Raw genomic sequence first — 24,007 nt, 5'->3', positions numbered from 1 at the left:
TCTGCGTCCTGTCAGCGCGGGGGAACCAGCACAACGAGGAGATGCAATGAGCGACCAGACCCAGCCGCCCGTGGAGCCGGGTGCGACCCAGCCGCTGGGCCAGACCCCGCCGACCCAGCAGCAGCCGACCCAGCAGCAGCCGACCCAGCAGCAGCCGACCCAGCCGCCGACCGGCCCGTACGCGGACGACCCGCTGGCCGCCCCGCCGGCCGGGGTCGCCGCGGAGCCGCAGCTGACGCCGCGGCGGACGGGCTCCGGCCTGCCGAAGAGCACGATGGCCGTGCTCGCCGTCGCGCTGCTGGTCGTCGGCGGCGTCGTCGGCGCCCTCATCGGGCACTCCGTCGGTGGCGACGACACCGTGCAAGCGAGCGGCCGCAACGGGTTCGGCAACGCGCGCGGGGGCTACGGCCTGCAGGGCCAGGGTGCGCCCGGCCAGGGTCAGCAGGGCCAGCAGGGTCAGCAGGGTCAGCAGGGTCAGCAGGGTCAGCAGGGGGCAGGACCGCAGGGGCAGGGTGGCCCGGGCCGCGGACTGGCGACCGGCACGGTGACCGCGGTCGACGGCGACACCATCACGGTGAAGACGGCGGACGGCAGGTCCGTGAAGGTCAAGGTCACCGACAGCACGAAGTACTCCGTGACGAAGGAGGGCTCGAAGGCCGATGTGAAGGTCGGCGAGCAGCTGCTCGTCACCGGCCAGGCGGGGGACGACGGCACCGTCGACGCCAGCACCATCCGCACCGGCGACCAGCTCACCTTCCAGCGCCCCGGCGCCACCACGCAGGGCAACTGACCCTCCCTCACAGCGGCTGCGGCGGACGGCAGAATGGCCGCCATGGCCCCTGGTTTCAAGGTACGGATCGCCCGGACGTCCGACGTCCGGGCGATCCGTGCGCTCGTGGAACCGCTCGCCCGGGACCGGGTGCTGGTCAGCAAGGACACCGTCGCGTACTACGAGGGGCTCCAGCAGTTCGTCGTGGTGGACGGCGCCGAGGGCCGGCTCGCCGGGTGCGGCGCGCTGCACGTGCTCTGGGACGACCTGGCCGAGGTCCGCACGCTCGCGGTCGGCGACGAGTACCGCGGGCTCGGGGTGGGCGCGGCGCTGCTCGCCGCGCTCGTCGAGCGGGCGGTCGAGCTCGGCGTCCACCGGCTGTTCTGCCTCACGTTCGAGGTGGACTTCTTCACCCGGCACGGCTTTCGGGTGATTGACGGCACACCGGTGACGCCGGATGTCTACGCGGAGCTCCTGCGCTCGTACGATGAAGGGGTTGCCGAGTTCCTCGACCTGGACCGGGTCAAGCCGAACACCTTGGGCAACACCCGGATGCTGCTCGAGCTCGATCCGCCGAGCGGCGCGAGGGGGGCATCGACCGACTGAGGAAGGGGCTGGACGCCGTGCGCAAGTCGTGGGGCCGGCTGCGCAGGCCGCGGACCGTGGTGCTGGTGGCGCTCATGCTGGCGGCGCTCGCCGCGTCCGCGCCCACCGCCGGCGCCTCCCTGGGCCGCCACCACGGGACGTCGTCCACGACCGCCGCCGAGCACGCGCCGTCCGCGCACCTGCCCGTCGGCCTGCCGGCCACCTCGCCGACCGCGAGCACCCCCACCAGCTCGCCGACGAGCACCCCGACCAGCTCGCCGACGGCCAGCCCGCTGCCCACCGGGGGGACGCCGACCAGCCCGCAGCAGCGCCCGGACGTCGTCTACCTGACCTTCGACGACGGGCCGGACCCGCACTGGACGCCGCAGATCCTCGCCCTGCTCGACCGGTACCACGTCCGGGCGACGTTCTTCGAGATCGGTGACGAGGTCAGACGGCACCCCAGGACCGCTGCGCTCGTCCGCGCTGCGGGCCAACCGGTCGGCAGCCACACCTCGCACCACCGCAACCTGACCAAGCTGGCCGGCACCCGGCTGATCCGCGAGATCACCGGTGGCCCGGCCGGCGCGACGTGCCTGCGACCGCCCTTCGGTGCCGTCGACGCGCACGTGCGCCAGGTCGCCGCCGCCCAGGGGCAGAGCATCGTGCTGTGGAACGTCGACACCGACGACTGGGCGAAGCCCGGCACGGCGTCCATCGAGCGCGAGCTGCTGCGGCACGCCCGGCCCGGCCGGACCGTGCTGATGCACGACGGTGGCGGCAACCGGGCCCAGACGCTGGCCGCACTGAAGGTCGTGCTGCCGAAGCTGGTGGCGCGCGGCTACCGGTTCGACTCGGTGCCCGGCTGCTGACCCGTCCTGCTCGAGCGCCTACCGCGGCGCGGACAGGTACAGCCGGCGGACGACGTCCTCGATGTCCGGCTCCTCGACCGCGAGGTCGCGCACCTCGACCCGCTCGCTGACCGCAGCCAGAACCGTTGCGGCCGTGGTGGTCTCGGGTGCGAACGCGAGCCGTTGACGCAGCCCGTCACCCTGCGACCCGACGTGCCGGGTGCCGGGGACGTCGACCAGGTCCGGCCACGGCTCGACCAGGTCCACCACGAGCACCCGGTCCGCGCCGACCCGGGTGACCAGGCCGGGCAGCGTGCCGTCGTAGGCGAGCCGGCCGTGGTCGACCACCAGCACGCGGTCGCACAGCCGCTCGATGTCACCCATGTCGTGCGTGGTGAGCAGCAGGGTGGTGCCGTGCTCAGCGCGCTCGGCGCGCAGGAACGCCCTCAGCCGCTCCTTGCTCAGCACGTCGAGGCCGATCGTCGGCTCATCCAGCACCACCAGCTCGGGCGAGTGCAGCAGTGCGGCCGCGACCTCGCCGCGCATCCGCTGGCCCAGGCTCAGCTGGCGCACCGGTTGGGCGAGGAAGTCGGCCATCTCCAAGCGGTCCACCAGCTCGTCCCGGCGGGTCTGCCACGCGCCGTCCGGCAGCCCGTGGATCGCGGCCAGCACCCGGAACGACTCGACCAGCGGGAGGTCCCACCACAGCTGGCTGCGCTGACCGAACACGACGCCGATGTGCCGGGCCAGCTCCCGCCGCTGGCGCACCGGGTCGAGTCCGCAGGTGCGCACGGTCCCGGACGTCGGCACCAGGATCCCGCTGAGCATCTTGATCGTCGTCGACTTGCCCGCGCCGTTCGCGCCGATGTAGCCGACGGCCTCGCCCGCGGTGATCGTGAAGCTGATGTCGTCCACGGCCGTGACCACGCGCTTGGTGCGGCGGACCCGTCCGGCGGACTGGCGCAGCACGAACTCGCGCCGCAGGTCCCGCACCGTCAGCACGTCCCGTGCGCCCTGCTCGCTCATCCGCCTGCTCCCGTGTAGTGCCGAAGTCCGAAACGCCACCACAGCAGCGCCGCCGCCCACGCCAGCGCCGCCATCACCGGCGTGAACCAGCCCAGCCACGCCGGCAGCCCCGGCGGGCCGGCCTGGTCGGTGAGGACCAGGGTCGGCAGGTAGCTGACGAAGGCGGCCGGGACGACGAAGGTGAAGAACACCCGGGCCACCGAGTGCAGCACGCTCGTCGGGTAGCTGGACACGTACGACGAGCCGTACGTGAACGCGTTCGTCATCTCACCGCCGTCCACCAGCCAGAACTGCGCGCCGGCGGCCCCGACGAACAGGGCCGCGAAGATCGCGGCGCCGGTCACCGGTGTGATCACGAGGAGGACGACCTTGGCCGGCGTCCAGTCGTCGATCGCGATGGGCAGCGCGACGACGAGGACGACGACGCCCATCGCGGTCCGGGCCAGCCGGCGCAGCGACAGGTCGCTGGTGACCAGCTGGGCGAGGGCCGGCAGCGGGCGCAGCAGCATGGCGTCGAGGGTGCCGGTGCGGATGTAGCTCGGCAGCGTGTCCAGGTGCCCGACGACCGTGTCCGCGATCGACCAGGAGACGTTCGCCAGGGCGAAGACGAGCAGTGCCGGGCCGAATGCGAGCCCGCCGAGCGCGTCGACGTTGTGGAACACCACGTAGATCTCGCTGAGCTCGAGCAGGGCCAGCCCGAGCTGGCCCAGCAGGTCCAGCGCGAAGCTCGTCCGGTAGGCGGTCTGGGACGCCAGCCGGCTGCCGAGGAGCACCCGGTAGGCCGGCAGGTCCCGGAGCAGGTCAGCCACCCTGCACCACCAGCTTGCGGGTGGCCCGCGCCAGGACGACCCGGCCGAGCAGCAGCGTCGCGGCAAGCCAGGCGGCCTGGACGACCAGCAGCTCGACCGCGGCCCAACCGTGCACCCGACCGGACAGGACGTCGACCGGCACCTGCAGCATCGACGGGAACGGGGTGGCGTGCGCGATCGTGCTCATCCAGCCCGGGAACCAGGCGACCGGCACGATCAGCCCGGACAGCACGTTGCTGGCCACCACGTAGAGCGTGAGCGTGCCGCGCACGTCCATCAGCCAGAACGCGGTGAGGTTGACGGCGAAGCGGCACGCGTAGGAGATCGCGACGGCCATCGGGATGCTCAGGGCGGCCAGCAGGTAGGGCAGGGGTTCGCGTGGCAGGGCGACGCCGAAGAAGGCGAAACCGACGAGCAGGGGTGGCAGGCCGCGGGGGAGGAGCATGTAGGCGCCGCGGCCCAGGTCGCTGGCCAGCCCGGACAGCTGCAGGTCCAGGGGCCGGGCCAGGTCGACCGCGATGTCCCCGGTGCGGATGCGGTCGGCGAGCTCGCGCCAGCCGAACAGACCGACCGTCGCGACCAGGGACTGGCACAGCCAGCTGTACGTCGCGCCCTGCTGGGCGTCGTAGCCGGCGATGGCACCGCCGGCTGCTGCGATCGCGGCGATCGTGATGCTGGCCTTGACCACGCCGAACACCGTGTTGGTCAGCGCCCCGGCGACCGACGCCGTCCGGTACGCCGCGTACCGCGTGAAGCCTGCGCGGACCAGGACGAGGAAGGCGCGCACAATCGCAGCACCCTACTCCCGACCGGTCAGCCGGGCCGGTCAGCCGGGCCGGTCAGCCGGGCCGGTCAGCCGGGCCGGTCAGCCGGGCAGCGCGTACGTGTCGTCGTCCGGGCCGGGCTCGGCGAGCCCGTCGTGCACCAACCCGGCCAGGCAGCGGTCGCGCTGGTGCGGGTCGCGCAGGTCGTCGTCCGGGACCGCCCTGACCAGGTCGGCGCGCCGCACCGGGCGGTGGGCGGCGCGCAGCACGGCCAGCAGCCGGCCGCGCACCTGCCGGTCCGTGCCGTGCCAGGTCTGGCCGCGGCGGGGAGGTCCGTCGTAGGGCGGCGCGCCGGCCAGCTGCCAAGCGCAGCGGTCGGCGATCGGGCAGTCCCCGCACTGCGGCTGGCGCGCGGTGCAGACGAGGGCGCCGAGCTCCATGACGGCGATGGCCCAGCGGGCGGCAGTGGCGTCGTCGTCCGGGAGCAGGCTGGTGGCCGTGGCGCGCTCGGCGGCGGTCAGGGCTGGGGCCGCCTGGGCGCGACCCTGGACGGCGCGGGCCAGCACCCGCCGCACGTTGGTGTCCAGGACGGCGTGCCGCTGGCCGAACGCGAACGTGGCCACCGCAGCCGCCGTGTACTCACCGATGCCGTCGAGAACGCGCAGCTCGTCGAGGTCGTCCGGGACGACGCCCGCGTGCCGGTCCCGGATCTGGGTCGCGGCGGCGTGCAGGCGCAGGGCGCGGCGCGGGTAGCCGAGCCGTTCCCAGGCCCGGACGGCGTCACCCGCGCTCGCCGCCGCCAGGTCGCTCGGGGTGGGCCAGCGCTGCATCCAGGTGCGCCAGACCGGCTCGACCCGGCGGACGGGCGTCTGCTGCAGCATCACCTCGCTGACCAGGACGCCCCAGGCCGTGCGGTCCGGCTGGCGCCACGGCAGCTCGCGGGCGTTGGCGTCGTACCAACCGACCAGCGCCCCCACCAGCTCGCTCGCCACGCTCCCTCGTTCCTCGCGCTGCCTGCGTCGACGCCCGCCTGGTGTCGCCGCGTTCCTGTCGCGGCGGCACGTTGCGTCGCGACAACCCGGGCCAGCCACCGTGTCAGGTGAGGGGGGGCGGGGTTAGACGTAGCGCTCGAGGATGCTGGACTCCGCGAGGCGGCTCAGACCCTCGCGGACGGCGCGCGCGCGGCCCTCGCCGACGCCGTCGACGGCCTGCAGGTCCTCCAGGCCGGCGGCCAGCAGCTTCTGCAGGCTGCCGAAGTGCTCGACGAGCCGCTCGACGATCGCGCCGGGCAGGCGGGGCACCTTCGACAGCAGCCGGTACCCGTGCGGGCTCACCGCCGCGTCGAGGGCGTCGCCGACGACGCTGTAGCCCATCAGCCGGGCCACCGCGCTGAGGTCGAGCAGCTCGGTCGACGACAGCGCGCCGAGACCGGCGAGCATCGAGCTGAAGTCGACGGTCGTCGCCGCCGGGCTCAGGTAGTCGCGGATGACCAGCTCGCGGTCCGGGCCGACGCCACCGATGAGCTCCTCGAGCTGCAGGGTGAGCAACCGGCCGTCGCTGCCGAGCTCGATGACGTAGCCGGAGATCTCGTCACTGATCCGGCGGACCATCTCGAGCCGCTGGATCACCGCCGCGACGTCGCGCACGGTGACCAGGTCCTCGATCTCCAGCGCGGACAGCGTGCCGGTGACCTCGTCGAGCCGCAGCTTGTACCGCTCGAGGGTCGCCAGCGCCTGGTTCGCCCGGGACATGATCGCGCTGGAGTCCTCGAGCACGTGCCGCCGGTTGCCCACGTAGAGCGCGATGATCCGCATGGACTGGCTCACGGCGATCACGGGGTAACCCGTCTGCTTCGCGACCCGCTCCGCAGTGCGGTGCCGGGTGCCCGACTCGGTGGTCTCGATCGACGGGTCGGGCAGCAGCTGGGTGCCGGCCCGCAGGATCCGCGAGGCCTCCCGGTCGCACACGATCGCGCCGTCCATCTTGGCCAGCTCGCGCAGCCGGGTGGGGGAGAACTCGACCTCGAGCGGGAAGCCGCCACTGGCGATGCTGTCGACGACCTTGTCGGTGCCGAGCACGATCAGGGCGCCGGTGCGTCCACGCAGGATCCGCTCGAGACCCTCGCGCAACATCGTTCCCGGCGCGGCGGCGGCAAGGGTCGACCGGAGCAGGTCGTCCTCGCTCAGCTCAATCTGCGCCACGTGCATCCCCTGCCGAACCGGTGGTCAACCTGACCTGCGGGCGTGGGGCCGTACCGGCGCCACGGCGGCAATCGTAGCCTCCCGGTCGCCCGCATCGGGGTAATGGCGCACGGGAGAAGAAGGCTCACACCGAGCGGGTCATGGCCAGCCGGACGGCCGTGCCGAGGTCCCCCGCCTCGATGACCCGGAAACCAGCCGGCGGCGTGAACGTCCCGGCCGATCCAGGGGGCACGATCGCCGCCGTGAAGCCCAGCCGAGCGGCCTCGCTGACCCGCCGCTGCACCCCCGCGACGGGCCGGATCTCGCCCGCCAGACCTACCTCGCCGAACGCGACCGTGCGCGGCACCAGGGCGCGGTCGTTCGCCGCCCCGGCCACGGCGAGCGCGACCGCGAGGTCGGTCGCCGGCTCGCTGACCCGGACCCCGCCGACCGTCGAGACGTAGATGTCGGCGTTGCGCAGCGTGACCCGCGCGCGCCGCTCCAGCACGGCCATCAGCATCGACACCCGGCTGGCATCCAGCCCGGACGTCGCCCGTCGCGGCGAGGGCAGGACGCTGGGCGCCACCAGCGCCTGCACCTCGGCCAGCAGGGGTCGACGCCCCTCGAGGGTGACCGTCACGCAGGTGCCCGGCACCTGCTCGTGGCCGTCGGCGCCGCCGCGGGACAGGAACAGGCCGGACGGGTCGGCGAGCCCGGTGATCCCGGCGTCCGACAGGTCGAAGCAGCCGACCTCGTCGGTGGGGCCGTACCGGTTCTTCACGGCGCGGACCAGACGCAGTCGCGAGTGCCGCTCGCCCTCGAACTGGATGACGACGTCGACCAGGTGCTCGAGCACGCGCGGGCCCGCGATCGACCCGTCCTTGGTGACGTGACCGACGAGCAGCGTCGCGATGCCGCGGGCCTTGGCCACCGCGATCAGCGCCGCGGCCACCTCTCGGACCTGGGCGACGTTGCCGGCCGCGCCGTCGACGTTGGCGGACCCGATGGTCTGCACGGAGTCGACCACCACGAGGTCCGGTTGGACCTGGTCGATGTGCCCGAGCACCGCAGCCAGGTCGGTCTCGGCCGCCAGGTACAGGGTGCGGGCCAGCGCCTCGATCCGCTCGCCGCGCAGCCGGACCTGGGCCGCGGACTCCTCGCCGGTGATGTAGAGCACGCGGCGCCCCTCGCGCCCCTCGCGCCCGCACACGTCGAGCAGCAGGGTCGACTTGCCGATCCCCGGCTCGCCGGCCACCAGCACGACGGCGCCCGGCACGAGGCCGCCACCCAGCACGCGGTCGAACTCCGGCACCCCCGTGGGACGGGCCTGCGCGAGGTGCGCGTCGACGTCCAGGATCGGCAGCGCCGCGGTGGTCACCGGCCCCGCGGCCGTGGTGCGCACCGGCACCGCGGAGGCGTCCTCGACCGTCCCCCAGGCCTGGCACTCCCCGCACCGCCCGACCCACTTGGTCGTCGTCCAGCCGCACTCGGCGCAGCGGTAGGCGGCCTTCGGCGCGGACTTCTTGGCAGTGGTTCCGGACATGGTGGCGAGCGTAGGCGAGCCCGCCGACAATCCGGCTCAGCCGGCCTTCGTGCCCGCCATGATGGCCGCGCCGATGATCACGGTGATGGACGGCACGATCCCGATGACCAGCCAGGAGAAGTTGCGGGTGCGCTTGTACGCCATCATCGCCACGCCGATCGCGACCGCGGCGCCGACGAACGACAGCCCGGCGGCCACGGCGATGCGCCCCCCGGGCGCGCTGGTGTCCGACGGTGACACCACGAACGCCGGTGCCACGAGGGCGAACAGGAGGGCGGCGCCGACCATGGCGAGCTCGACCAGCGAGATGGCCGGGGGCTTGTCCATGTGGTGGGTGTTGGGATCGGTGTAGCGCATCGGGGGTGCGGGGTTCTTCGCGTGAGCGCTCATAGGTCCACTATCCGCCGATCGCGCTGCGCCGCAACCCCCTGCGGCCCGTGGATCTGGCCGTTGCGGCCGGGTTCAGAACCGGCGCCACCACAGGTTGACCGCGTAGTCGACGTCCGTCCCGCGGTGCTCGTGGAGCAGCTCGTCGGCCAGCCCCGGGGCGAACTCGATCCGCACCACCGCCTCCAGGTCGGACCGGGACCCGAACGCCCAGCGCACGTCGAGGGCCTCGCGCTGCCACCCTCGTCGAGCCCAGAACCGTTGCACCGCAACGGGATCGTAGCGAGGCAGCGAACGACGGAACCAGCCGCCGAACGTCGACCGGCCGGCGTCGTTGTCGATGACGAAGGCGATCCCGCCGGGCCGCACCACGCGGTCGAGCTCGGCCAGGCCGGGTTCGCAGCCCGGGCCGAAGAAGTAGGCCCACCGCGCGTGGACGACGTCCACGCTGGCGTCGGTCAACGGCAGCGCCTGCGCGGTCCCGGCCAGCACCTGCACGTTCGCCAGGCCGGCGACCCGGGACCGGGCGAGCGCCAGCAGCGGCTCGTGCGGCTCCACCCCGACCACCCCGGCGGCGCGTCCGGCGAACCGCGGCAGGTGGAAACCCGTGCCGCATCCCACGTCCAGCACCCGTTGCCCGGACCAGTCGTGCCGGCCGAGCATGGCCGCCTCGATGACGCCGTCCGGGTCGACCGCCCGGTTCTCGATCTCGTAGACGTCGGGCGCGTCCCAGATGTTCGGGCTGGGGATGGCGCCGTGGCCGGTCATCCGCGCTCGGCGGACCCCTGCTCCGCGAGCAGCGTGGCCGGGTGCACGAGCAGGGGAAGCAGCCGGCGTCCGGCCGCCGAGCCGCGGGCCGCCGCGACCGTGGCCAGGTGCGCCTCGCAGCGCTCGGCCAGCAGCTCGAACGCGGCGTCCCCCATGAGCTCGCGCAGCTCGCCCTCGTTGGACCGGAACACCGGCTGCGTCCCGACGTGCGCGTCGCTGTTGCCGCTGCAGTACCAGTCCAGGTCGTGCCCGCCCTCGCCCCAGCCGCGGCGGTCGTACTCGCCGATCGAGGCCTCCAGGTACGACGTCCCGTCCGGCCGCTCGACGGTGCGGTAGGTGCGGCGGATCGGCAGCTGCCAGCAGACCTCCGGCTTGAGCGTGTGGAACGGGACGCCGCGCCGCGCCGCCTCGTGGTGGAAAGCGCAGCCGTTGCCGCCGGCGAAGCCCGGGGAGTTCAGGAACACGCAGGCGCCCTCGACCACCCGGGTCTTGCGGGCGCCGTCCTCCCGCTCGGTCCAGCCCTGCGGGCCGGTGCCCTCGGCGTGCTTCTCCCAGACCTCCGGGGACAGCTCGGCGACCACGGCCTTGACCCGCCGGTAGTCGGCCTTCTCGGTGAAGTGCGCACCGAGCGTGCAGCAGCCGTCGTCGGGGCGGTCGGCGTAGATGCCCTGGCAGCCGCTGCCGAAGATGCACGTCCAGGACGACGTCAGCCAGGTCAGGTCGCAGCGGAACACCTGGCGCTCGTCCTCGGGGCTTGCGGGATCGACGAACTCGGCCCAGGTGCGGGCGATGTCGAGCGGGGTCTCGGGCACGGACCCCAGCCTAGGTGGGGCGGCTCAGTGCTTCTTGCCCGGGACGATCTCGATGTGCTGGTTGTTCTTCGCATCCGACTTGGCGTGCTTGTCGGCGCGCTTCTCCTTGAGGGACTTGCCCGCCTTCTTCGACATGCTCTGGCGGGGGGACTTGTCGGCCATGGGGCCCTGCTCCCTGTAGGAAGCCTGGACGGCTCCGCAGTCGTGACAGTACGCCTGTAGGTTCGAGGCATGCGGCTGGGTGTGCTGGACGTCGGCTCCAACACGGTGCACCTGCTGGTCGTCGACGCCTACCCCGGCGCGCACCCGCTGCCCGCCTTCTCGCACAAGGCGGAGCTGCACCTCGCCGAGCACCTGGACGACGCGGGCGAGATCACCGCGGCCGGTCACGCGGCGCTGCTGGCCGCCGTGCAGGACGCCCTGCGGGTCGCCGAGGACCAGGGCTGTGAGGAGGTGCTGGGCTTCGCGACCAGCGCGATCCGTGAGGCCCCCAACGGTGACGCGGTGCTGGAGGACGTCCGGACCCGCACCGGTGCGGACCTGCAGGTGCTCACCGGGCACGACGAGGCGCGGCTGACGTTCCTGGCGGTGCGCCGGTGGTTCGGCTGGTCCAGCGGCCGGCTGCTGGTGCTGGACATCGGCGGCGGCTCGCTGGAGGTGGCCGCCGGCCTCGACGAGGAGCCGGACGTCGCGCTGTCCCTGCCGCTGGGCGCCGGCCGGTTGACCCGTGAGCTGCTGCCCGGTGACCCGCCGTCCGGCGCGACCGTGCGCGCGGTGCGCGCGAAGGTCCGGGCGGACGTCGCCCGGGTCGTGCGCCAGGTCACCGTGTCCGGCGCTCCCGACCGGGTCGTCGGGTCGAGCAAGACCCTGCGCTCGCTGGCCCGGGTCGCGGGCGCGGCGGCGTCGTCCGAGGGTCCGTTCACGCCCCGCACCCTGGGCCGCGCCGACGTGGCGCAGTGGGCGGCCCGGCTGGCCACGATGAGTGCCCGCGAGCGGGCGGCGCTGCCCGGGGTGTCGCCGCTGCGCGCCGGGCAGCTGCTGGCCGGCGCGCTGGTGGCGGACGCCGCGATGGACCTGCTCGGTGTCGACACGATGCACATCTGCCCGTGGGCCCTGCGCGAGGGCGTCATCCTGCGCCGGCTGGACTGGATCGGTGCGGGCTGAGCGCCGGTTCGGTCTCGCCTTACTAGGGTGGAGGGCATGAGCGGGGCGGTGCGGGTACCGGCGGCGAAGGTCTCGCTGTCCACGGCGTCCGCCTACCCGGAGACCTGCGCGACGAGCTTCGAGATCGCGTCCAGGCTCGGCTACGACGGCGTCGAGATCATGGTCTGGACCGACCCGGTGAGCCAGGATCCCGCTGCGCTGCAACGCTTGTCGGACCACTACCAGCTGCCGGTCGTGGCCATCCACGCGCCGACCCTGCTGGTCACCCAGCGGGTCTGGGGCGCCGACCCGTGGCCGAAGCTGGACCGCGCCTGCGAGGTGGCCGCTGCGGTGGGAGCGGGCACGGTCGTCGTGCACCCGCCGTTCCGCTGGCAGCGCGAGTACGCGCGGTCGTTCGAGTCCGGCATCCGCGAGCTCGAGGAGCGCTCGGGGCTGCGGCTGGCGGTCGAGAACATGTTTCCCTGGCGGGCGCGCAACCGCGAGATCCTGGCCTACCTGCCCGGCTGGGACCCGGTGGGCTACGACTACGCGAACGTGACGCTGGACCTGTCGCACACCGCGACGTCCGGCTCGGACGCGATGGCGATGGCCGAGGCCCTCGGGGACCGGCTGGCGCACGTGCACCTGGCCGACGGCGTCGGGTCGAACAAGGACGAGCACCTGGTGCCCGGCCGGGGTGGCCAGCCGTGCGCGCAGCTGCTGGAGTCGCTGGCCGCCCGGCAGTGGACCGGCAACGTGGTCGTCGAGATCAGCACCCGGAGGCTGCGCGACCGGGAGGCCCGGGAGGCCGACCTGGCCGAGGCGCTCGCCTTCGCCCGGCTCAACCTGGCGGCGCCGGCACCGGACCGCCAGTGACTGCGCCCGAGCGGGACGCGACGGCGCAGCCTCGCCGGCGGGGACGTCGTCCGGCCGGCTCGGACACCCGGGCCGAGATCGTCACGGCGGCCCGGCTGGCCTTCGCCGAGCACGGCTACGAGGCGACCAGCCTGCGGGCGGTCGCGCGCCGGGCCGGTGTCGACCCCGCGCTGGTGCACCACTACTTCACGGACAAGGCCGCCCTCTTCGCCGCCTGCCAGCAGCTGCCGTTCAACCCGACGGAGCAGATCGACCGGGCCGTGGCGGGCGACCCGGACCACGTGGGGGAGCGGCTGGTCCGGTTCTTCCTGTCGACCTGGGACTCGGTCGAGGGACGGCCACGCATCATGGCCCTCGTGGCCGCGGCGAGCACGCACGAGGACGCCGCCCGCACGCTGCGCGAGTTCCTGGCCCGTGAGGTGTTCGGCCGGGTGGTCGCGGGGCTGGGGACCGACGTCCCGGAGCTGCGCGGCTCGTTGGTCGCCAGCCAGCTGGTCGGGCTGGCGATGGCCCGGTACGTCGTCCGCGTCGAGCCGTTGGCCAGCGCGGAGCCCGAGGACGTCGTCCGGTGGCTCGCCCCGACGGTCCAGCGCTACCTGACCGCCCCGCTCGACTGACCCCCGGCGTGAGCAAGGGTCTGGACGGCGCCTGGTCCCTTGAGTTAAATTCATCGGGTGATGAATGAATCAGCGGTAGAGATCAGCGGGCTGCGGGTCGTCCGAGCCGGCCGCACGGTCATCGACGGGCTCGACCTGACGGTGCCCAGCGGCCAGGTCGTCGGCTTGCTCGGCCCGAGCGGCTGCGGCAAGTCCACCCTGATGCGCTCGATCGTCGGCGTCCAGCAGGTCGCGGCCGGCACGGTGGCGGTCTTCGGACGGCCCGCCGGCAGCGCCGCGCTGCGTCGCCAGGTCGGCTACGTGACCCAGGCGCCCAGCGTGTACGACGACCTCACCGTCGCCGAGAACCTCCGGTACTTCGCCACCGTCGTCGGCGCGCCCACCAGCGGGCCGAGCAGCGACGTCGACCGGGTGCTCGCCCAGGTCGACCTCACGAGCCAGGCCGGCGCGCGGGTGGGCCGGCTGTCCGGTGGGCAGCGCTCACGGGTCTCGCTCGCGGTCGCCCTGCTCGGCACCCCGGGCGTGCTCGTGCTCGACGAGCCCACCGTCGGCCTCGACCCGGTGCTGCGCCGCGACCTGTGGAACCTGTTCGCCGAGATCGCCGCCACCGGTACGACGCTGCTGGTGTCCAGCCACGTGATGGACGAGGCGACCCGGTGCGACCGCCTCGTGCTGATGCGCGAGGGTGCGGTGCTCGCCGACGGCACGCTCGCCGCCCTGCTCGAACGCACCGGCACGGACGACGTCGAGCAGGCCTTCCTCGCCCTGGTCGAGCGGGCCGCGGCATGAGCCCTCGACTGACGCTGGCCACGGCCCTGCGGGTGCTCGGCCAGCTGCGGCACGACCGGCGGACCCTCGCACTGATGCTCGTGGTGCCCTGCGTGCTGATCGGGCTGCTCGCCTGGATGTACTCCGGCACGCAGGTGTTCGACCGGATCGGGGCGCCGCTGCTCGGGATCTTCCCGTTCGTCGTGATGTTCCTGGTGACCAGCGTCGCCACGCTGCGCGAGCGGCAGTCGGGCACCCTCGAGCGGCTGCTGGCCATGCCGCTGGGCAAGGGCGACCTCGTCGGCGGCTACGCGGTCGCGTTCGGCCTGCTCGCGGTGCTGCAGGCCGTGCTCGCCACCGCGTTCGCCATCGTGGTCTGCGGGCTGGACGTCGCCGGGCCGGTCTGGCTGCTGCTGGTCATCGCCGTCGTCGACGCGCTGCTCGGCTGCACGCTCGGCCTGTTCTTCAGCGCCTTCGCCGCGACCGAGTTCCAGGCCGTGCAGTTCCTGCCCGCCGTCGTCCTGCCCCAGCTGCTGCTCTGCGGACTGTTCCTGCCCCGGGACGCCCTCCCCGACGTCCTGCGCTGGGTCTCGGACGTCCTGCCGCTGTCGTACGCCGTCGACGCGATGACCACCATGACGCGGTACCCCGACGCCGTCGGCGACGCCCTGCAGGACGTCGCCGTCGTGCTCGCCTTCGCCGTCGCGGCAGTCGTGCTCGGGGCGGCGACCCTGCGGCGGCGCACGCCCTGAGGTCGCTGCCGTAGCCTGACGCCATGCTTCGTCAGGCCCTCCTGCAGATGTCCAAGAGCGACCGCGTCCGGCACCTCGTCGAGACCGCCCCCGTCTCGCGCGGTGTCGTGCACCGCTTCGTGCCCGGCGCGGACGTCGACGACGCCGTCCGGGCGTCGTCCGAGCTGGTCGCCAGCCACCGGCTGGTCACCATCGACCACCTCGGTGAGGACGTCTTCGACCTGGCGCACGCGCGGACCACCCGGGACGCGTACGTGACGCTGCTGCAGCACCTGTCCGACGCCGGACTCAGCGCCGACGGGCGGGCCGAGGTCTCGGTCAAGCTGTCCGCGGTCGGGCAGGCGCTCGAGGGGGACGGCGAGAAGATCGCGCTCGAGCACGCCTGGGACATCTGCCAGGCTGCTCAGCAGGCCGGCACCACGGTCACCCTCGACATGGAGGACCACACCACCACCGACTCGACCCTGTCGGTGCTGCGCGACCTGCGCGGTGACTTCCCGTGGGTCGGCGCGGTGCTGCAGGCCTACTTGCGGCGCACCGAGGCCGACTGCAAGGACCTGTCCGGCAACGGTTCGAGGGTCCGGCTGTGCAAGGGCGCCTACGACGAGCCGGAGTCCGTGGCCTTCCAGTCCCGCGACGAGGTCGACCGCTCCTACGTGCGCTGCACCAAGGTGCTGATGCAGGGTGAGGGCTACCCGATGCTGGCCACCCACGACCCCCGGCTGGTCGACATCGGCGGGGCGCTCGCCGTCCAGGCCGGTCGTAGCCAGGGCAGCTACGAGTACCAGATGCTCTACGGCATCCGGCCCGACGAGCAGCAGCGCCTGGCCGACCAGGGCGAGAAGATGCGGGTCTACGTCCCGTACGGCGACGACTGGTACGGCTACTTCATGCGCCGGCTGGCCGAGCGTCCGGCGAACACCGTGTTCTTCCTGCGCGCGCTGGCCACGAAGGGCTGAGCCATGACCGTTGCGATCCTGGGCGCCGGCGTGATGGGCGAGACCCTCCTGTCCGGCCTGCTCCGCTCCGGCCGGTCGAAGGAGTCGCTGGTGATCAGTGAGCGGCGACCCGAGCGCGCCGCCGAGCTGACCGAGAAGTACGGCGTCGAGGTGCTCGACAACGCGGCGGCCGCGGCCGCCGCGACGACGGTCGTGCTCGTCGTCAAGCCGCAGGACATGGCGACCGCGCTCGGCGAGATCCGCGGGTCCCTGCAGCCCGATGCGCTCGTCGTCTCGCTGGCGGCCGGGATCACCACCACGACGCTGGAAGCCGGTCTGCCAGAAGGAACTCCGGTGGTCCGGGTCATGCCGAACACCCCCGCGCTGGTGGACGAGGGCATGGCCGCGGTCAGCCCCGGCGCGCACTGCGACGAGGCCCACCTGGCCGAGGCGGAGGAGCTGCTGCGCTCGTGCGGTCGGGTGCTGCGGCTGCCCGAGGAGTACCTGGACGCCGTCACCGCCATCAGCGGGTCCGGACCGGCGTACATCTTCTACGTGGTCGAGGCGATGATCGAGGCCGGCGTGCTGCTGGGGCTGCCACGGGCGACGTCCACCGAGCTCGTCGTGCAGACCCTGTACGGCGCCGCGACCATGCTGCGCGAGACCGGCGAGCACCCGACGGTGCTGCGCGAGCAGGTGTCCAGCCCGGCCGGGACGACGATGGCGGCGCTGCGCCAGCTCGACGACCACAAGGTGCGGGCCGCGTTCCTCACCGCGATGGAGGCGGCCCGCGACCGCAGCCGCGAGCTGGCGACCGGCCAGGGCTGACGAGACGTCGCGATGGCCATCGAGTTCCCGGACCCGTTGTGGCGCAAGGTCTTCGAGCAGGCCTGGGAGTCGTACACGACGGGCGGCTGGGGCGTCGGTGCCGTCGTGCTGGACGCCGAGGGCCGGCTGCTCGGGGAGGGCCGCAACCGCAGCGCTGACACCGAGGCAGCGCTCCGCCAGCTGACCGGGACGCCGCTCGCGCACGCCGAGCTGAACGCCCTCGCCGCAGCCGGTGACGACCTGCCCACGGCCGGCACGGTCGTCCGGACCACGCTCGAACCCTGCGCGCTGTGCGCCTCGGCGATCGCCCTGCGCCGGGTCGCCCGGGTCGAGTTCGCCGGGGCGGACCCGTTGTGGCACGGGCTGTACGCGACCCACCGCACGCACCCGCTCCTGGCGCAGCGGTGGCCCGCGCAGGTCGGTCCCCTGACCGACGACGGCGCCCCGCTGGCCGTGCTCGCCGAGGCGCTCCCGCTGAGTGCGTACCTGCGCACCCGTGGCCGCGGTGCGGCGTCCACCCAGGCCTACGCCACGCACAGCCCGGCCCTGCTGGGGCTGGCGCAGGCGATCGCGGACGACGACGCCGTGCTCGACCTGGACCTGGACGCGCTCCTGGCGGCCTGGGGCGACCGGATCGAGGAGACGCAGCCCACCCGGCTGCGCCCGTCGGTGATCCAGGTGGGCGCCGACGACTGGGAGCGGGTGCGCGACGTCCGGATCGCGAGCCTCGCGGAGTCGCCGCAGGCGTTCGGTTCCACGGTGGCGCAGGCGCTGACGTTCGACGAGCAGCGGTGGCGGGACCGCGCCGAGACCGCGACGACCTGGCATGCCGTGCTGGGGGACCGCTCGGTCGGCAGCATCACGTTGCGCGCCGACCCCGACGCCGCCGGGACGGCCGAGATCACCGGCATGTGGGTGGACCCGCAGGCGCGTGGACGGGGCGCCGGTGCGCTGCTCGTGGACACGGCCGTGGCGGCCTGGCGGAGGCTGGCCGGACGTCGCGTCGTCCTGTGGGTCGTGCAGGGCAACGAGGCGGCGACCGGGCTCTACGAGCGCTGCGGGTTCCGTGCCACGGGCCGCACCGAGCTCGAGGACGACGGCCGGGTCGAGCTGGAGCTCGAACGGCTGCTCTGACGCTCCTAGACCGCGACCGCGATCTGGTCGCGCCCCGCTCGCTTGGCCTCGAACAGCGCGGAGTCGGCGGCTCCGAGCGCGTCGCCACCCGAGATGCTCGAGGCGACCCCGATGGACACGGTGACCCGCAGCGCGTCGGCCAGGGTGGTCCAGTCGTGCTCGCGGACGGCGCGGTGCAGCCGCTCGGCCACCGCCTGGGCGCCGACGGCGCCGCCCGTGCAGAGCACGACGAACTCGTCCCCGCCGTAGCGGGCGACCAGGTCGTCGCCGCGGGTGCAGTCGGCGAGGATGCCGCCGAGCGAGCGCAGCACCTGGTCCCCGACCTCGTGCGAGAAGGTGTCGTTGACGGTCTTGAAGTGGTCGACGTCGACGAACACGGCGCCCCGGGTCGGGTCGGCGTCGGCCATCCAGTCGGTGAGGGCGCGCCGGTTGCCCAGGCCGGTGAGCGGGTCGATCAGGGCGGCTCGGCTCATCTCGTCGCTCGTGGCACGCAGCTGGCGGACCAGGGCGCGCTCGCGCAGCTCCCGGCCTCGCGTGCTGGCCTCGTGCACCGCCGCCTGGTGCAGGGTGAGCACCTGCGCCCGGAACCAGTCGTGCGCCGGGTGCGGTCCGTGCACCGCGACCTCGACCTCGGCGAGCGCGTCCAGGGCGACGGAGCGCCACAGGTCCCGGCCGGTGCGCTCGGCGGTGTCGACGACCCGCTGGAAGTGCTTGCGGGCGCGGTCCGGGAAGCCGTGCGCCATCGCGATCCGGCCGATGGTCAGGTAGGCGAGGTCGTGCTCGGGGTAGTCGGCCCGCAGGTCCTCGTCGGAGATCGGCAGCAGCATGGCCCGGGCCCGGTCGTGCTCGCCGAGGCGGGCCAGCACGAACGCCTCGTACACGTCGGCGCGCAGCAGGCCGAACTCGGCGTCCTGCTCGTCCTCGGCGGCGCGGCGGGTGCGCAGCGCCTGCGACTGGCAGGCGCGGTAGTGCACGGTGGCCTCGTCGTGCAGGCCGGCGAGGTCCAGCGTGGCCGCCCAGTGCGCCTCGACCAGGGACAGCTCGCTCGCGATGTACGTGCCGTACCCGGGGTGCAGCGGCAGGATCGCCTCGAGCTGGGTGAGTGCGAGCTCGAAGCTGCGCAACGGCTGCAGCGCGATGGCCAGCGCCAGGGTGGCCGACATGTGGTTGTAGGTCGGGGCGTCGTGCACCTCGAGCAGGTGCTCGGCCTCGCTGACCGCGTCCATGGCCTGGGCGGAGCGGCTGAGCGAGGCCAGGGCGTGCGCCTGCACGGCCAGCGCCTTGGCCCGCCAGACCGGGTCGTCGTCCCCAACCTGCTCCAGCAGCTGGACGGCGCGGTCCACGACCTCCTCGTGCCGGCCCTGCTCGCGCAGCGCCGAGCACAGCGTGTACTGCAGGAACCGCTGGCTGAGGTGGTCGCCGGCGCCCTGGACCAAGATCATCGCGGCACCCGCGTCGCGCAGCGCGCCGGCGGAGTCGCCGTCCAGGTACCGGGCGTGCGCGGCGAGGGCGATGCTCATGTACGGGCCGAACTGCGGACGCAGCACGACCGTGCCTGGGCTCACCTCACCTACCGACGCCACCGATATCACTCCTCGTGCCTCTGGTCGTCCTCTGTTGATTGCATCGGCAAGGGCGAGAGGGACCTGCGGAGATCACCCGTCCGCGCATTCGGGACCACCCAGGCGGCGCAAACCCGGGCGGATCTGCCACGCTACGTGCATGAGTGAGGTCACGGTGCGCGCGCTCGACGGCGACGACTGGAACACCTACCGCGGGCTGAGGCTGGCGGCGCTGCAGGACGCACCCGATGCCTTCGCCTCGAGCTACGAGGACGAGCAGGCGTACGACGAGGCCTTCTGGCGCCTGCGGATGGGGCGGTCGGCGCGGCTGGTGGCCGAGTCGGACGAGGAGGCCGTGGGCATCGTGTCCGTCGGGCAGGCCCGCGAGCACGACGTCGCCGAGCTGTTCGGGATGTGGGTCGTGCCCGGCTTCCGCGGCAAGGGCGTGGCCTGGCAGCTCACCCAGGCCGCGGGCGAGCACGCGCGCCGCGAGGGCCAGCGGGCCCTGAAGCTCTGGGTGTCGACGGACAACGGCCGCGCCGTCGCCTTCTTCAGCAGCGCCGGCTTCCGCCCGGCCGACGAGCGGCGTGCGATGACGAACGACGCGGACGTCGAGGAGCTGGCCATGGTCCTGCCGCTCGGCGACGACCCCGGCTGGGTCCCGACCACGACCCTCTGACCCGCCCCCCCACCCGGACCCCACGCTTCCGCCACCCAAGCCGGTTTCCGCCACCCAAGCCGGTATTCGGCGTCCGGCGCCGGACGCAGTGACGGAAACCGGACTGAGTGGCGGAAGCGTGGGTTTGCCTGGGTCAGGGGCGGGCGGCGAACCGCTCGATCAGGCTCGTCTGGCCGCTGACGATCAGCAGGTCGTGCGGGCTGATCTTGGTGGTCGGAACCGCGTAGGTGAAGTCCCGGTTCGGTGACTTCACGCCGACCACGGTGACCCCGTACTTCGCCCGGATCTGGGACTCGGCGAGCGTGAAGCCGCGGGTCTCCTGGGGCGGGGCCATCTTGACGATCGCGAACCCGTCGTCGAACTCGATGAAGTCCATCATCTTTCCCGACACCAGGTGCGCGACCCGCTCGCCGGCGTCCCGCTCGGGGTAGACCACCTTGGTCGCCCCGATCCGCTCCAGGATCTTGCCGTGCGCCGGCGTGATCGCCTTGGCCCAGATCTGCTTGATGCCGAGGTCGGACAACGTGACCGTGGTGAGCACCGACGACTCGATGGACGTGCCGATCCCGACCACCGCGATCGTGAAGTCGGCCGCGCCGACCTGGCGCAGCGCCTCCTCCGTCGCCGAGTCCGCCTCGATGACGTGCGTCAGCCGGCCGGACCACTCCTGCACGATCGCCGGGTCCTTGTCGACGGCCAGCACCTCGTGGCCCATTCGGTCCAGCGCCTCGGCGATCGAGCTGCCGAAGCGGCCGAGGCCGACGACGAGCACCGCCTTACCTGTGGGTTCCTTGCTAGCCAACGACGGGCCTCTCTTCCGGTAGCCGGACGACGCGGCGGCGGTCGCGCAGGGCGAGCGCCGCCGCCAGGGTCATGGTGCCGGTGCGCCCGGCGAACATCAGGGCGGTCAGCAGGTACTTCCCGGCATCCGGCAGCTCGGCGCTCAGCCCGGTCGAGAGGCCGCAGGTGCCGAACGCCGACACGACCTCGAACAGGACGACGTCCAGCGAGCGCCCGGTCATCGCCAGCAGCGCCAGGCTGAAGCCCAGGACCAGCGTGGACCCGGCCAGCAGCACGGTCACGGCCAGCCGCAGACTGCCCGGCGGGATCCGGCGTCCGAACGCCTCGACGTCCCGGTCGCCGCGCGCCTCGGCGACCGTCGCGAGCACCAGCACCGCCAGCGTCGTGACCTTGATCCCTCCGGCGGTCGACGCGCTGCCCCCGCCGATGAACATCAGCACGTCCTGGAACGCCCAGGTCGACTCCCGCATCTCGTTCACCGGGACGGCGGAGAAGCCGCCCGAGCGCGGCATGACCCCGGCGAACACGGAGTTCAGCACCCGGTCGCCCAGGCTCATCCCGCCGAGCGTGCCGGGGTTCGTCCACTCGAACGCGGCGAACCCGACGACCGCGACCCCGAGCACCAGGCAGGTGGTGACGACGGTCAGCTTGGTGTGCAGGTTCCAGCCGCGGCGGCCGCGCCGCACCCCGTCGCGCCGCCGCAGGTTGGTGGCCACGGTGAGCATCACCGGAAAGCCCAGGCTGCCCAGGAACACGCCGATCGCGATGGGCCCGAGCACGAAGGGGTTGCCGGCCCAGTGCTCCACGCCGCCGGTGTGCACGGAGAAGCCGGCGTTGTTGAACGCGCTGATCCCGTAGAAGAGGGAGTGGTAGAGCGCGGTGCCGGTCCCCTCGCCCTCGGCCAGGAAGCTGGGCAGCAGGACCAGCGCGATGGTCAGCTCGATCGCGGTGGAGCTGATGATGACGGCGCGCAGCAGCCCGCTGACGTCCGAGAGTCGCAGGGCCTTGGTCTCGCTGGCGGCGATCAGCCGCTGGCGCAGGCCGAGCCGGCGGGCCACGGCCAGACCCAGCAGCGACGCCAGGGTGATGATGCCGAGGCCACCGACCTTGATCGCGCACATGATCACGACCTGCCCGGTGCCGGACCAGTACGTGGCCGTGTCCACCACGGTCAGCCCGGTGACGCACACCGCGGACGCCGCGGTGAACAGCGCGTCGACGAACGGCGCCCGCTGCCCGGACGACGTCGCCACCGGCAGTGACAGCAGCGCCGTGACCAGAAGGATGACCAGGGCGAAGACGGCCAGCGCCAGGCGGGCCGGCGACTGCCGGGCGGCGTTGTCGATCCAGGTCCGCACGAGCGCGGTCGGACCGCCCAGGCGGCGGGTGACCGAAGGGACCGCCCGGCTGGTCGCCATCACGTCCCCCCTGCTCGCCGACTGCTCTGCCCATATGGTGCCGCTCCGGCGCGTCCGGCACGAGCGCACCGCGCCGGGTAGCGTCTGCGGCATGGCGAGGCAGCTGCGCGTGCTCTGGGACGACTCGTTCACGAAGTACGACTTCGGTGCCGCCCACCCGATGGACCCGCTACGGCTCGACCTGACGGCCCGGTTGTGCCGGGCGCTCGGCCTGTTCGACGACGCGAGCCGGGTCGAGGTGGTCGGCGCCGAGCCCGCGGACGACGCGCTGCTGGCCACCGTGCACGACCTGGACTACGTCGCCGCGGTGAAGGCCGCCTCGCTCGACCCGTCGTCCGCCGACCCGTCCCGCGGGCTCGGCACGGACGACGACCCGGCCTTCGTCGGCATGCACGAGGCGAGCGCCCGCGTCGTGCAGGGCAGCGTCGACCTGGCGACGGGGGTGTGGGACGGCGAGGTCGAGCACGCGGTGAACTTCTGCGGCGGCCTGCACCACGCGATGCGCGACCGGGCCAGCGGCTTCTGCGTCTACAACGACGCGGCCGCGGGGATCCAGCGGCTGCTCGACCTCGGCGCGCAGAAGGTCGCGTACGTGGACGTCGACGTGCACCACGGGGACGGCGTGGAGCGGATCTTCTGGGACGACCCGCGGGTGCTCACCATCTCGGTGCACGAGAGCGGGCGGGTGCTCTTCCCCGGCACCGGCTTCGCCGAGGAGCTCGGTGGCGCCCGGGCGCAGGGCAGCGCGGTCAACGTGGCCCTGCCGCCGGGGACGTCGGACGCCGGCTGGCTGCGCGCGCTGCACGCCGTCGTCCCGCAGCTCGTGCGAGCCTTCGAGCCGGACGTCCTGGTGACCCAGCACGGCTGCGACAGCCACTTCCTCGACCCGCTGGCCCACCTGGCGGTCTCGGTGGACGCCCAGCGCGCCGCGCAGCAGAGCCTGCACGACCTGGCCCACGAGGCGGCCGGCGGGCGCTGGCTGGCCCTCGGTGGAGGCGGGTACGAGGTGGTGGACGTCGTCCCGCGCTCCTGGGCGCACCTGGTGGGCATCGCCGCGCACACCCCGGTGCCGACGTCCCGGGAGGTCCCGGCGGACTGGCTGGAGCACGTCCGCACCCGGCTCGGCCGGCCCGGTCCGGCCCACATGGGCGACGGCCGGGACCCGTGGTGGCGCTCCTGGGAGGTCGGCTACGACCCGGAGGACGGCGTGGACCGGGCCATCATGGCCACCCGCAAGGCGGTCTTCCCGCTGTACGGCCTGGACGCCTGGTTCGACTGACCTCGTCCGCGCAAAAGGGCACAAGTGGGGAGGGACGGCGCGCGGCGCGACACGCCGAAGGCGGCGGTGCTTGACCAGACGGGTGAATGTTGATCTAGGTCTTCCCCACGAGTCACTCCTGCCCCTATCGTGAACACGCACGCAATCGGACACCGGTGGGGAAGCCGGTGCCGCGCGTCATGCCTGAGGACCGGTGGACACATGCCGAAGGACAACAAGCTCGCCGAGGTGCGGTTCCTGACCGTCGCCGAGGTGGCGGAGATCATGCGCGTCTCGAAGATGACCGTGTACCGCCTGGTGCACGCGGGTGACCTGCCCGCCGTCCGGGTCGGTCGCTCGTTCCGCGTGCCGGAGCAGGCCGTGCACGACTACCTGCAGACGTCGTACATCGAGACCGCCTGATCCAAGGGCTCCGGACGGCCGCTCCCGACGGGGGCGGCCGTCCGCCGTCCCGACCTACCCCCAACGGGCGGTAGGATGGCCGGGATTCGGTCGGTGGCTGCCAGTGGCTCCGGCGACCAGGCACCGTCCGACAGACACTGAACGAGGTATTCCATGGGCTCGGTCATCAAGAAGCGCCGCAAGCGGATGGCGAAGAAGAAGCACCGCAAGCTGCTGCGCAAGACGCGTCACCAGCGTCGCAACAAGAAGTGAGCGAAGCGGCCCCCGGACCATCGGTCGGGGGCCGTCCGCATACTGGAGCCGAGCACGCGCAGTC

General features: G+C 73.2%; 28 protein-coding genes. 15 read left to right on the top strand and 13 right to left on the bottom strand.

Annotation, left to right across the window (positions count from 1 at the left end; all coding sequences use genetic code 11):
* Positions 1-46 precede the first annotated feature (46 nt).
* From ABEB17_RS05660 to ABEB17_RS05650, 3 genes are read left to right on the top strand one after another with little or no spacing between them, the layout of a single operon-like run.
* The gene (locus ABEB17_RS05660) at positions 47-790 is read left to right on the top strand and encodes a DUF5666 domain-containing protein (RefSeq protein ID WP_345715619.1); all 744 of its coding nucleotides are present in this window, start codon (positions 47-49) and stop codon (positions 788-790) included.
* Positions 791-832: 42 nt separating this feature from the next.
* Positions 833-1,375 carry an amino-acid N-acetyltransferase gene (locus ABEB17_RS05655; RefSeq protein WP_345715618.1) on the top strand — a complete coding sequence of 181 codons (543 nt, stop codon included), beginning with the start codon at positions 833-835 and terminating at the stop codon, positions 1,373-1,375.
* Between the two features lie 17 nt (positions 1,376-1,392).
* Positions 1,393-2,226, top strand: a complete 834-nt coding sequence (locus tag ABEB17_RS05650; protein WP_345715617.1) for a polysaccharide deacetylase family protein — start codon at positions 1,393-1,395, stop codon at positions 2,224-2,226.
* An 18-nt stretch (positions 2,227-2,244) separates the two neighbouring features.
* Here ABEB17_RS05650 and ABEB17_RS05645 read toward each other — a convergent pair whose 3' ends face one another.
* From ABEB17_RS05645 to ABEB17_RS05600, 10 genes are all read right to left on the bottom strand, one after another.
* On the bottom strand, positions 2,245-3,231 hold the full coding sequence (locus ABEB17_RS05645) for an ABC transporter ATP-binding protein (RefSeq protein ID WP_345715616.1): 987 nt from the start codon (positions 3,229-3,231) through the stop codon (positions 2,245-2,247).
* Positions 3,228-4,040, bottom strand: a complete 813-nt coding sequence (locus ABEB17_RS05640; protein WP_345715615.1) for an ABC transporter permease — start codon at positions 4,038-4,040, stop codon at positions 3,228-3,230. The genes ABEB17_RS05645 and ABEB17_RS05640 overlap by 4 nt, the downstream gene beginning before the upstream one ends.
* A complete protein-coding gene (locus tag ABEB17_RS05635) occupies positions 4,033-4,827 on the bottom strand; it encodes an ABC transporter permease (RefSeq protein ID WP_345715614.1) in 795 nt (264 codons plus the stop codon). The genes ABEB17_RS05640 and ABEB17_RS05635 overlap by 8 nt, the downstream gene beginning before the upstream one ends.
* Before the next feature lie 78 nt (positions 4,828-4,905).
* Positions 4,906-5,796, bottom strand: a complete 891-nt coding sequence (locus tag ABEB17_RS05630) for an HhH-GPD family protein (protein ID WP_345715613.1) — start codon at positions 5,794-5,796, stop codon at positions 4,906-4,908.
* Positions 5,797-5,919: 123 nt separating this feature from the next.
* Positions 5,920-6,936: a DNA integrity scanning diadenylate cyclase DisA gene (gene disA / locus ABEB17_RS05625; protein ID WP_378227079.1), complete on the bottom strand. Its 1,017-nt coding sequence runs from the start codon at positions 6,934-6,936 to the stop codon at positions 5,920-5,922.
* 193 nt (positions 6,937-7,129) lie between these two features.
* Positions 7,130-8,527 (bottom strand): DNA repair protein RadA, encoded by a 1,398-nt coding sequence (radA, locus tag ABEB17_RS05620; protein WP_345715612.1) that lies wholly within the window; start codon positions 8,525-8,527, stop codon positions 7,130-7,132.
* Between the two features lie 36 nt (positions 8,528-8,563).
* Positions 8,564-8,917 carry a hypothetical protein gene (locus ABEB17_RS05615; protein ID WP_345715611.1) on the bottom strand — a complete coding sequence of 118 codons (354 nt, stop codon included), beginning with the start codon at positions 8,915-8,917 and terminating at the stop codon, positions 8,564-8,566.
* A gap of 72 nt (positions 8,918-8,989) precedes the next feature.
* Positions 8,990-9,682, bottom strand: a complete 693-nt coding sequence (locus tag ABEB17_RS05610) for a class I SAM-dependent methyltransferase (RefSeq protein WP_345715610.1) — start codon at positions 9,680-9,682, stop codon at positions 8,990-8,992.
* Positions 9,679-10,494, bottom strand: a complete 816-nt coding sequence (locus ABEB17_RS05605) for a DUF3109 family protein (RefSeq protein WP_345715609.1) — start codon at positions 10,492-10,494, stop codon at positions 9,679-9,681. Before ABEB17_RS05605 ends, ABEB17_RS05610 begins: the two co-directional genes overlap by 4 nt.
* Positions 10,495-10,518: 24 nt before the next feature.
* Entirely contained in the window at positions 10,519-10,656 is a 138-nt protein-coding gene (locus ABEB17_RS05600; protein WP_345715608.1) for a hypothetical protein, read from the bottom strand.
* Between the two features lie 69 nt (positions 10,657-10,725).
* On the opposite strand from ABEB17_RS05600, the gene ABEB17_RS05595 reads away from it, so the two are divergent.
* From ABEB17_RS05595 to ABEB17_RS05560, 8 genes are read left to right on the top strand one after another with little or no spacing between them, the layout of a single operon-like run.
* The gene (locus ABEB17_RS05595) at positions 10,726-11,658 is read left to right on the top strand and encodes a Ppx/GppA family phosphatase (RefSeq protein WP_345715607.1); all 933 of its coding nucleotides are present in this window, start codon (positions 10,726-10,728) and stop codon (positions 11,656-11,658) included.
* Positions 11,659-11,694: 36 nt separating this feature from the next.
* Positions 11,695-12,513 carry a sugar phosphate isomerase/epimerase family protein gene (locus ABEB17_RS05590; protein ID WP_345715606.1) on the top strand — a complete coding sequence of 273 codons (819 nt, stop codon included), beginning with the start codon at positions 11,695-11,697 and terminating at the stop codon, positions 12,511-12,513.
* On the top strand, positions 12,510-13,130 hold the full coding sequence (locus tag ABEB17_RS05585; RefSeq protein ID WP_345715605.1) for a TetR/AcrR family transcriptional regulator: 621 nt from the start codon (positions 12,510-12,512) through the stop codon (positions 13,128-13,130). The genes ABEB17_RS05590 and ABEB17_RS05585 overlap by 4 nt, the downstream gene beginning before the upstream one ends.
* A 60-nt stretch (positions 13,131-13,190) precedes the next feature.
* Positions 13,191-13,919 carry an ABC transporter ATP-binding protein gene (locus ABEB17_RS05580; RefSeq protein ID WP_345715810.1) on the top strand — a complete coding sequence of 243 codons (729 nt, stop codon included), beginning with the start codon at positions 13,191-13,193 and terminating at the stop codon, positions 13,917-13,919.
* Positions 13,916-14,650: an ABC transporter permease gene (locus ABEB17_RS05575; RefSeq protein ID WP_345715604.1), complete on the top strand. Its 735-nt coding sequence runs from the start codon at positions 13,916-13,918 to the stop codon at positions 14,648-14,650. The genes ABEB17_RS05580 and ABEB17_RS05575 overlap by 4 nt, the downstream gene beginning before the upstream one ends.
* Before the next feature lie 23 nt (positions 14,651-14,673).
* A complete protein-coding gene (locus ABEB17_RS05570; RefSeq protein WP_345715603.1) occupies positions 14,674-15,609 on the top strand; it encodes a proline dehydrogenase family protein in 936 nt (311 codons plus the stop codon).
* 3 nt (positions 15,610-15,612) lie between these two features.
* Positions 15,613-16,416, top strand: coding sequence for a pyrroline-5-carboxylate reductase (gene proC, locus ABEB17_RS05565; protein ID WP_345715601.1), 804 nt, complete (start codon positions 15,613-15,615; stop codon positions 16,414-16,416).
* 12 nt (positions 16,417-16,428) lie between these two features.
* Positions 16,429-17,550, top strand: a complete 1,122-nt coding sequence (locus ABEB17_RS05560) for a GNAT family N-acetyltransferase (protein ID WP_345715600.1) — start codon at positions 16,429-16,431, stop codon at positions 17,548-17,550.
* Positions 17,551-17,555: 5 nt separating this feature from the next.
* Here ABEB17_RS05560 and ABEB17_RS05555 read toward each other — a convergent pair whose 3' ends face one another.
* Positions 17,556-19,115: a tetratricopeptide repeat-containing diguanylate cyclase gene (locus ABEB17_RS05555; protein WP_345715598.1), complete on the bottom strand. Its 1,560-nt coding sequence runs from the start codon at positions 19,113-19,115 to the stop codon at positions 17,556-17,558.
* 157 nt (positions 19,116-19,272) lie between these two features.
* Here ABEB17_RS05555 and ABEB17_RS05550 point away from each other — a divergent pair, with 157 nt between their 5' ends.
* Positions 19,273-19,791 carry a GNAT family N-acetyltransferase gene (locus ABEB17_RS05550; RefSeq protein ID WP_345715597.1) on the top strand — a complete coding sequence of 173 codons (519 nt, stop codon included), beginning with the start codon at positions 19,273-19,275 and terminating at the stop codon, positions 19,789-19,791.
* 133 nt (positions 19,792-19,924) lie between these two features.
* Here the strand turns inward: ABEB17_RS05550 and ABEB17_RS05545 are convergent, their stop codons facing one another.
* Together ABEB17_RS05545 and ABEB17_RS05540 are read right to left on the bottom strand one after the other, a co-directional pair.
* Entirely contained in the window at positions 19,925-20,563 is a 639-nt protein-coding gene (locus ABEB17_RS05545) for a potassium channel family protein (protein ID WP_345715596.1), read from the bottom strand.
* Between the two features lie 22 nt (positions 20,564-20,585).
* A complete protein-coding gene (locus ABEB17_RS05540; RefSeq protein WP_345715595.1) occupies positions 20,586-22,010 on the bottom strand; it encodes a TrkH family potassium uptake protein in 1,425 nt (474 codons plus the stop codon).
* A 91-nt stretch (positions 22,011-22,101) separates the two neighbouring features.
* Here ABEB17_RS05540 and ABEB17_RS05535 point away from each other — a divergent pair, with 91 nt between their 5' ends.
* From ABEB17_RS05535 to ABEB17_RS05525, 3 genes are all read left to right on the top strand, one after another.
* Positions 22,102-23,289 carry an acetoin utilization protein AcuC gene (locus tag ABEB17_RS05535; protein WP_345715594.1) on the top strand — a complete coding sequence of 396 codons (1,188 nt, stop codon included), beginning with the start codon at positions 22,102-22,104 and terminating at the stop codon, positions 23,287-23,289.
* Between the two features lie 201 nt (positions 23,290-23,490).
* Complete coding sequence (locus ABEB17_RS05530; RefSeq protein WP_345715593.1) at positions 23,491-23,691, top strand: helix-turn-helix domain-containing protein; 201 nt, start codon at positions 23,491-23,493, stop codon at positions 23,689-23,691.
* A gap of 153 nt (positions 23,692-23,844) precedes the next feature.
* On the top strand, positions 23,845-23,943 hold the full coding sequence (locus ABEB17_RS05525; RefSeq protein ID WP_003792170.1) for a 30S ribosomal protein bS22: 99 nt from the start codon (positions 23,845-23,847) through the stop codon (positions 23,941-23,943).
* Positions 23,944-24,007 lie beyond the last annotated feature (64 nt).

This window comes from Angustibacter luteus (assembly GCF_039541115.1).
In the GTDB taxonomy this organism is placed as follows: Bacteria; Actinomycetota; Actinomycetes; order Actinomycetales; family Angustibacteraceae; genus Angustibacter; species Angustibacter luteus.
This window is presented reverse-complemented; position numbering and strand designations above follow the sequence as displayed.

Bases quoted from the DNA above. Each gene is read 5' to 3' on its own strand.
- ABEB17_RS05615 (WP_345715611.1), bottom strand. From the start codon at position 8,917: ATGAGCGCTCACGCGAAGAACCCCGCACCCCCGATGCGCTACACCGAT.
- radA (WP_345715612.1), bottom strand. From the start codon at position 8,527: ATGTCCGGAACCACTGCCAAGAAGTCCGCGCCGAAGGCCGCCTACCGC.
- ABEB17_RS05560 (WP_345715600.1), top strand. From the start codon at position 16,429: ATGGCCATCGAGTTCCCGGACCCGTTGTGGCGCAAGGTCTTCGAGCAG.
- proC (WP_345715601.1), top strand. From the start codon at position 15,613: ATGACCGTTGCGATCCTGGGCGCCGGCGTGATGGGCGAGACCCTCCTG.
- ABEB17_RS05575 (WP_345715604.1), top strand. From the start codon at position 13,916: ATGAGCCCTCGACTGACGCTGGCCACGGCCCTGCGGGTGCTCGGCCAG.
- ABEB17_RS05525 (WP_003792170.1), top strand. From the start codon at position 23,845: ATGGGCTCGGTCATCAAGAAGCGCCGCAAGCGGATGGCGAAGAAGAAG.
- ABEB17_RS05540 (WP_345715595.1), bottom strand. From the start codon at position 22,010: ATGGCGACCAGCCGGGCGGTCCCTTCGGTCACCCGCCGCCTGGGCGGT.
- ABEB17_RS05570 (WP_345715603.1), top strand. From the start codon at position 14,674: ATGCTTCGTCAGGCCCTCCTGCAGATGTCCAAGAGCGACCGCGTCCGG.
- disA (WP_378227079.1), bottom strand. From the start codon at position 6,936: ATGTTGCGCGAGGGTCTCGAGCGGATCCTGCGTGGACGCACCGGCGCC.
- ABEB17_RS05580 (WP_345715810.1), top strand. From the start codon at position 13,191: ATGAATGAATCAGCGGTAGAGATCAGCGGGCTGCGGGTCGTCCGAGCC.
- ABEB17_RS05600 (WP_345715608.1), bottom strand. From the start codon at position 10,656: ATGGCCGACAAGTCCCCCCGCCAGAGCATGTCGAAGAAGGCGGGCAAG.
- ABEB17_RS05550 (WP_345715597.1), top strand. From the start codon at position 19,273: ATGAGTGAGGTCACGGTGCGCGCGCTCGACGGCGACGACTGGAACACC.
- ABEB17_RS05645 (WP_345715616.1), bottom strand. From the start codon at position 3,231: ATGAGCGAGCAGGGCGCACGGGACGTGCTGACGGTGCGGGACCTGCGG.
- ABEB17_RS05530 (WP_345715593.1), top strand. From the start codon at position 23,491: ATGCCGAAGGACAACAAGCTCGCCGAGGTGCGGTTCCTGACCGTCGCC.
- ABEB17_RS05595 (WP_345715607.1), top strand. From the start codon at position 10,726: ATGCGGCTGGGTGTGCTGGACGTCGGCTCCAACACGGTGCACCTGCTG.
- ABEB17_RS05660 (WP_345715619.1), top strand. From the start codon at position 47: ATGAGCGACCAGACCCAGCCGCCCGTGGAGCCGGGTGCGACCCAGCCG.
- ABEB17_RS05655 (WP_345715618.1), top strand. From the start codon at position 833: ATGGCCCCTGGTTTCAAGGTACGGATCGCCCGGACGTCCGACGTCCGG.
- ABEB17_RS05535 (WP_345715594.1), top strand. From the start codon at position 22,102: ATGGCGAGGCAGCTGCGCGTGCTCTGGGACGACTCGTTCACGAAGTAC.
- ABEB17_RS05590 (WP_345715606.1), top strand. From the start codon at position 11,695: ATGAGCGGGGCGGTGCGGGTACCGGCGGCGAAGGTCTCGCTGTCCACG.
- ABEB17_RS05610 (WP_345715610.1), bottom strand. From the start codon at position 9,682: ATGACCGGCCACGGCGCCATCCCCAGCCCGAACATCTGGGACGCGCCC.